The organism is Simplicispira sp., from assembly GCF_028687295.1.
Taxonomy (GTDB): domain Bacteria; phylum Pseudomonadota; class Gammaproteobacteria; order Burkholderiales; family Burkholderiaceae_C; genus Simplicispira; species Simplicispira metamorpha.
Genome location: NZ_JAQUAL010000188.1, coordinates 1 through 5,636, shown reverse-complemented (window position 1 = coordinate 5,636; position 5,636 = coordinate 1). Strand labels below are relative to the sequence as shown.

Here is a 5,636-nt window from a genome sequence, read left to right as displayed (position 1 = left end):
CCAGTTCTATGCCGCGCAGCGCATTGCCGACCACTGGGGGCTGTCGCGCGAAGCCATGGAAGTGTTTGCCAAAGAGAGCCACGACCGCGCCCTGCGCGCCATGGCCGAAGGGCGTTTTGACCGCGAAATCGTCCCTTTTGGCGATTTCCGCATGGATGAAACAGCGCGCGCCAGCACGCTCGAAAAACTCGCCACGCTGCAGCCGGTCGATCCCACCTACCCCAAGATCACCGCCGCCGTGTCCAGCTCGACCTGCGATGCTGCCGCTGCGGTGCTGGTGGTGTCCGAGGCAGCGCTCAAGCGTTACCACCTCACGCCGCGCGCCCGCATCCACCACCTGAGCGTGCGCGCCGACTGCCCCATCTGGCACCTGACGGCGCCCATTGCCGCCACGCAGCACGCGCTGAAAAAAGCCGGTATGAAGATCGAGGACATCGACCTGGTCGAGATCAACGAAGCCTTTGCCTCGGTGGTCATGGCCTGGCTGAAAGAAACCGGCTACCCGCACGAGCGCACCAACGTCAACGGCGGCGCACTCGCATTGGGCCACCCGCTGGGCGCTTCGGGCGCCAAGCTGATGACCACGCTGTTGCACGAGCTGGAGCGCACCGGCGGCCGCTACGGCCTGCAAACCATGTGCGAAGGCGGCGGTCAGGCCAACGTCACCATCATTGAAAGACTCTGAAACCATGCCTATCTGCAACAACCGTACCGTCATCATCACCGGCGCCGGTGGCGGCCTGGGCCGCGCCTATGCGCTGGCCTTTGCGGCCGAGGGTGCCAACGTCGTCGTCAACGACATCCGGCTGGAAGCCGCCCAGGCCGTGGTGGCAGAGGTGGCTGCCGCTGGCGGCAAGGCCATCGCCAACCATGGCGACATCACCACCATGGCCGGTGCGCAGTCCATCGTCGATGCGGCGCTGGCCGCCTTTGGCGAGGTGCATGTGCTGGTCAACAACGCGGGCATCTTGCGCGACCGCATGTTTGTCAGCCTCAGCGAAGACGACTGGGATCAGGTCATGCGCGTGCACTTGAAGGGCCATTTTTGCCTCGCCAATATCCTGGGCCGCCGCTGGCGTGACCAGGCCAAGGCAGGCAACAAGATCGATGCCCGCATCATCAACACCAGCTCGGGCGCTGGCTTGCAAGGCTCCATTGGCCAGTCCAATTACTCGGCGGCCAAAGGCGGCATTGCCGCGCTGACCCTGGTGCAAGCCGCTGAAATGGCGCGCTACGGCGTGAGCGTCAACGCGCTGGCGCCAGCAGCACGCACCTCCATGACCGAAAGCGCCATGCCCGACGTGGTCAAGCCGCCGCAGGATGGCAGCTTTGATGCCTGGGCGGCTGAAAACGTCGCGCCGCTGGTGGTTTGGCTGGGCAGCCCCCAGTCGGCCCACGTAACCGGTAAGGTGTTTGAGAGCCAGGGCGGGCGCATCTCAGTGGGCGACGGCTGGCGCACCGATGCCACCCGCGACAAGGGTGCGCGCTGGGAGCCCGCAGAGCTGGGCCCGGTGATCGACCAATTGCTGGCCCAAGCGGTGCCAGCGCAAAAAGTCTGGGGAAGCTGACATGGGCACCGAGCACACCCCTGGGGGGCGCCGCCACTTTCTCAAGACTGGCGCCGCAGCCGGGCTGGCTTTGCAAGTGGGCATGGCGACCGCTGCCGAGCCGCCAGCCAGCACCCCTGCGCTGCCCATGCCCGAGTACGAAAAGCTGGATGCGCTAGCACTCGCGTCGGCCATCCGGGAAGGCCGCCTGACAGCGCTGGAGGCACTGGAAGCTGCCATTGCCCGCGCCGAGGCGCGCAGCCAGATCAATGCGGTGGCCCTGCGCCACTTCGATCTGGCCCGCGAAAACGCACAGCGGCTGTCGCGCATGGGCCGGGCCGAGCGTGCGGCCTGGGCCCAAACGGCACCCCTGGCCGGTGTGCCCTTTGCGCTGAAGGATTTGGGCGTTGCCATGAAGGGCACCGTCACCACACAGGGCTGTGCTTTCTTCAAGGACGCGGTGGCCGACCACGATTCGACCCTGGTGCAGCGCTACCGGGCTGCCGGGTTGAACATCTTTGCCAAGACGACCACGCCCGAGTTTGGCCAGACGGCCACCACCGAGTCGCGCCTGTTCGGTCTGACGCGCAATCCGTGGAATCTGGCCTACAGCGCGGGCGGCTCGTCAGGTGGCGCGGCGGCGGCGGTGGCGGCAGGCATCGTGCCAGCGGCGCACGCCAGCGATGGCGGCGGTTCGATCCGCATTCCGTCGTCGCACTGCGGCCTGTTTGGTCTCAAGCCCAGCCGGGGCCTGGTGCCCATGGGCCCGAAGATGCTGGAAGGCTGGCTGGGCCTGTCGGCGCAAAACGTGATCAGCCGCAGCGTGCGCGACAGCGCCTTGCTGTTGCAGCTCACGCAAGGCCCCGAAGCGGGCAGCCGCACTGGCCCGCAGCCCGGTGCGTTGATCGATGCCATTACCCGCCCGCCGCGCCGACTGCGCATTGCACTGATGGAGCAAAACCCCTTTGGCGCGCCAGTCCACCCCGACTGCCTGGACGCCGTGCGCGCAGCGGCACGCCTGTGCGAATCGCTGGGGCATGTTGTGGAGATGGCCGCGCCCAAGCTGGCCATTGGCGAGATGTTTGGCAGCATGGGCATAGCCACCGCTGCGGGCATGCTGGCCAGCGTGCGCATGCGCGAAAAAGAAACCGGCCGAACAGCCCGCGAGGACGAGTTCGAGCCCCTGAACTGGCGCAGCCTGCAGCTGGCGCGCGGCTACAGCGCCGAGCAGGCCTTTACCGCCCGCACCGTGTTCGACCAGGCGGCCCGCACGGTGGATCTTTTTCTGGGCGAATACGACCTGATTTTGTCGCCGGTGACGGCGGCGCCAGCGCCCTTGCTGGGCGCCATGTCGCTAGACCAGCCTTACGAGAGTTTCGTGAAGGTGGCGATGACTGCGTCGCCTTTTACTGCCATTTTCAACATGACCGGGCACCCGGCCATGTCGGTTCCGCTGCACTGGAATGGGGCCGGTATGCCGATTGGCGCGCAGTTTGCCGCGCCCTTTGGCGCCGAAGCCACCTTGCTGGCGCTGGCCGCGCAGCTGGAGCAGGCCGCGCCCTGGAAAGACCGACGGCCTGTGCTGTAGCGCAGTGCTGCCCCAGCGCAGCAGGCCCTGAATCCCCTTTCTTTTCTTGATGGACGCCTTGTATGGATCTTTCCCTCAGCGACGAGCAGCAACAAATTGCCGACAGTGCTGCCACTTTTCTGGCCGAAGCCAGTGCCATGCCCGCTGTGCGCACCACCAGCCAGAGTGCCAGTGGCCTGGATGCCGGGCTGTGGCGTGGCATGGCCGAACTGGGCTGGTGCGGCGTACACCTGCCCGAGGAGGCTGGTGGCCTGGGGCTGGGCTTGGTCGAGTTGGTGCTGCTGCAAGAGCAGCTGGGTCGGCGCCTGGCCTGCGTGCCTTTTTTCGATAGCGTGGCGCTGGCCGCCACCGTGCTGCGGCAGTTGCCCGCCAGCCCGCTGGCGCAAGACTGGCTGCATCTGCTGGCCACCGGCGAAGCCATCGCTGCCCTGGCGCTGCCCGTGCCCCCTGGCGCTGGCGCAGCGGCCCGGGCCGAGCGCACCGATACCGGCTGGACGCTGAGTGGCCACTGGCCGCAGGTGGGCTCTGCCGCCCTGGCCGATGTTTTGCTGCTGCCCGCGCACACGGCCAGTGGCCAAACCGTTCTGTTTGCCGTGCCCGCCGATGCGCCGGGTGTGCAGCGCCAGCCACTGGCCACGCTGGACGCCACGCGCCGCATGGCGGTGGTGAATTGCCAAGATGTGGCGCTGCCTGCCACGCACTGCCTGGCCCAAGGCGCCGCGCTGGAGGCCGCATTGGCGCGCACACTGCAATGGGGCGCTATCGCACTGGCCGCCGAACAGGTGGGCGTGGCGCAGCAATGCCTGGACTTGACGCTGACCTATGCCGCGCAGCGCAGCCAGTTTGACCGCCCCATCGCCAGTTTTCAGGCCGTCAAACACCGGTGTGCGCAGATGCTGGTGGCCGTGGAGGGTGCCCGCTCGGCTGTTTATGGCGCAGCCTGCATGGCCGATGCCGCCCCCGACGACGCAGCCACCTTGCTGCTGTACGCAGCCCAGGCCCGTGTGGCTGCCACCGAAGCGGCGCAGTTTTGTGCCCGCGAATCCCTGCAACTGCACGGCGGTGTCGGTTTTACCTGGGAGTTCGACCCACACCTGTACCTGCGCCGCGCGCAGGCCTCCAGCCAGCGGCTGGGGCCGCTGTCGTGGTGGCTGGAGCAAGTCGCTGAACAGTTACTGACCACGCCAGAGGAGGCTGTGTGAATCTGCAAGAAACCGATACCGAGCGCGCTTTTCGCGCCAGCGTGCGCGACTGGATGCACGCCCACCTGTGCGGTGAGTTTGCACCCCTGCGCCATGCCAGCGGGCTGGGCTCGCCCGGCTACGAGCCTGCATTGGCCAAGCGCTGGGAACAGCAGCTGGCCGCCGGCGGCTGGACGGGGCTGGGCTGGCCGTGCCAGCACGGCGGGCGCGAGTTGCCGCTAGCGCAGCAGGTGATTTTTCACGAGGAATATGTGCGCTGCGGCGGCCCCGGCCGCCTGGGCCACATTGGCGAGACGCTGCTGGCGCCGACGCTGATGGCCCACGGCACGCCCGAGTTGCAGGCGCGCTTCTTGCCCGGCATTCTGGCCGGTCAGACCTATTGGGCGCAGGGCTACTCCGAGCCCGGTGCAGGCTCGGATCTGGCGGCGGTGCGCACCCGCGCGCGCATCGACCCGGACAGCGGCGAATGGGTCATTGACGGCCAAAAGGTGTGGACATCGTGGGCGCACGAATCCGACTGGATTTTTGTGCTGGCGCGCTGCGAGCCCGGCTCTCAGCGCCACAAGGGTCTGGTGTTGCTGCTGGTGCCGCTGCACCAGAGCGGCGTCACCTTGCGCCCCATCCGCCAGATCACGGGCGAGGCCGAGTTCAACGAGGTGTTCTTTGACGGCGCCCGCACCGAAGGCGCGTTGCACCTGGGCGCGCCGGGGCAGGGCTGGGCGGTGGCCATGTACCTGCTGGGCTGCGAGCGCGGTGCTTCGACGCTGGGGCAGCAGGCCCACTTCCAGAGCGAGCTGGAGCAGGTGATGGAGGTGGCCCGGCGCAACGGCGCTGCCCGCGACCCGCTGCTGCGCCAGCGCATCGCCCACGCCGCGTTGGGCTTGCAGACGCTGCGCAGCCACGCGCTGCGCACCTCGGGCGATGACGCACCAGCGCGCGCGTCCAGCATCAGCAAATACGCTTGGTCTAACTGGCGCCGCACGCTGGGCGAGTTGGCCATGGACGTGCTGGGCGCAGACGGCGACATCGCCAGCAATGACCCGCTGCACCAGACGCTGCAGCGGCTCTGGCTGGTCAGCCGTGCCGACACCATCTACGCGGGCAGCAATGAAATACAGCTCAACCTGATGGCCGAGCGCGCGCTGCAAATGCCGCGCTGATGGGCTCGCCCAGGGCGGTGTGCGGGAGCACCGCCAGTGCGCTGGGTGCAGGGCTGGCACCCTCTATCGTCCAAGCAGACGATGTGCGCTGTGGGGGCTGAAAGCACCATGGCATCCATCAACTGGGATGGATGTTTGA

At 67.5% G+C, this 5,636-nt stretch carries 5 protein-coding genes; all 5 read left to right on the top strand.

Translation table 11 applies throughout. The features are described from left to right. Positions 1-685 (top strand): acetyl-CoA C-acyltransferase (locus tag PHX69_RS15070; protein ID WP_288044784.1); only part of this gene is annotated, 685 nt, incomplete at its 5' end. Between the two features lie 4 nt (positions 686-689). Next, the gene (locus tag PHX69_RS15065) at positions 690-1,568 is read left to right on the top strand and encodes an SDR family oxidoreductase (RefSeq protein ID WP_288044782.1); all 879 of its coding nucleotides are present in this window, start codon (positions 690-692) and stop codon (positions 1,566-1,568) included. A gap of 1 nt (position 1,569) precedes the next feature. After that, entirely contained in the window at positions 1,570-3,135 is a 1,566-nt protein-coding gene (locus tag PHX69_RS15060; protein WP_288044780.1) for an amidase, read from the top strand. Positions 3,136-3,197: 62 nt separating this feature from the next. Further along, positions 3,198-4,337 carry an acyl-CoA dehydrogenase family protein gene (locus PHX69_RS15055; RefSeq protein ID WP_288044778.1) on the top strand — a complete coding sequence of 380 codons (1,140 nt, stop codon included), beginning with the start codon at positions 3,198-3,200 and terminating at the stop codon, positions 4,335-4,337. Beyond that, the gene (locus tag PHX69_RS15050; protein ID WP_288044776.1) at positions 4,334-5,497 is read left to right on the top strand and encodes an acyl-CoA dehydrogenase family protein; all 1,164 of its coding nucleotides are present in this window, start codon (positions 4,334-4,336) and stop codon (positions 5,495-5,497) included. The genes PHX69_RS15055 and PHX69_RS15050 overlap by 4 nt, the downstream gene beginning before the upstream one ends. Positions 5,498-5,636: the final 139 nt, after the last annotated feature.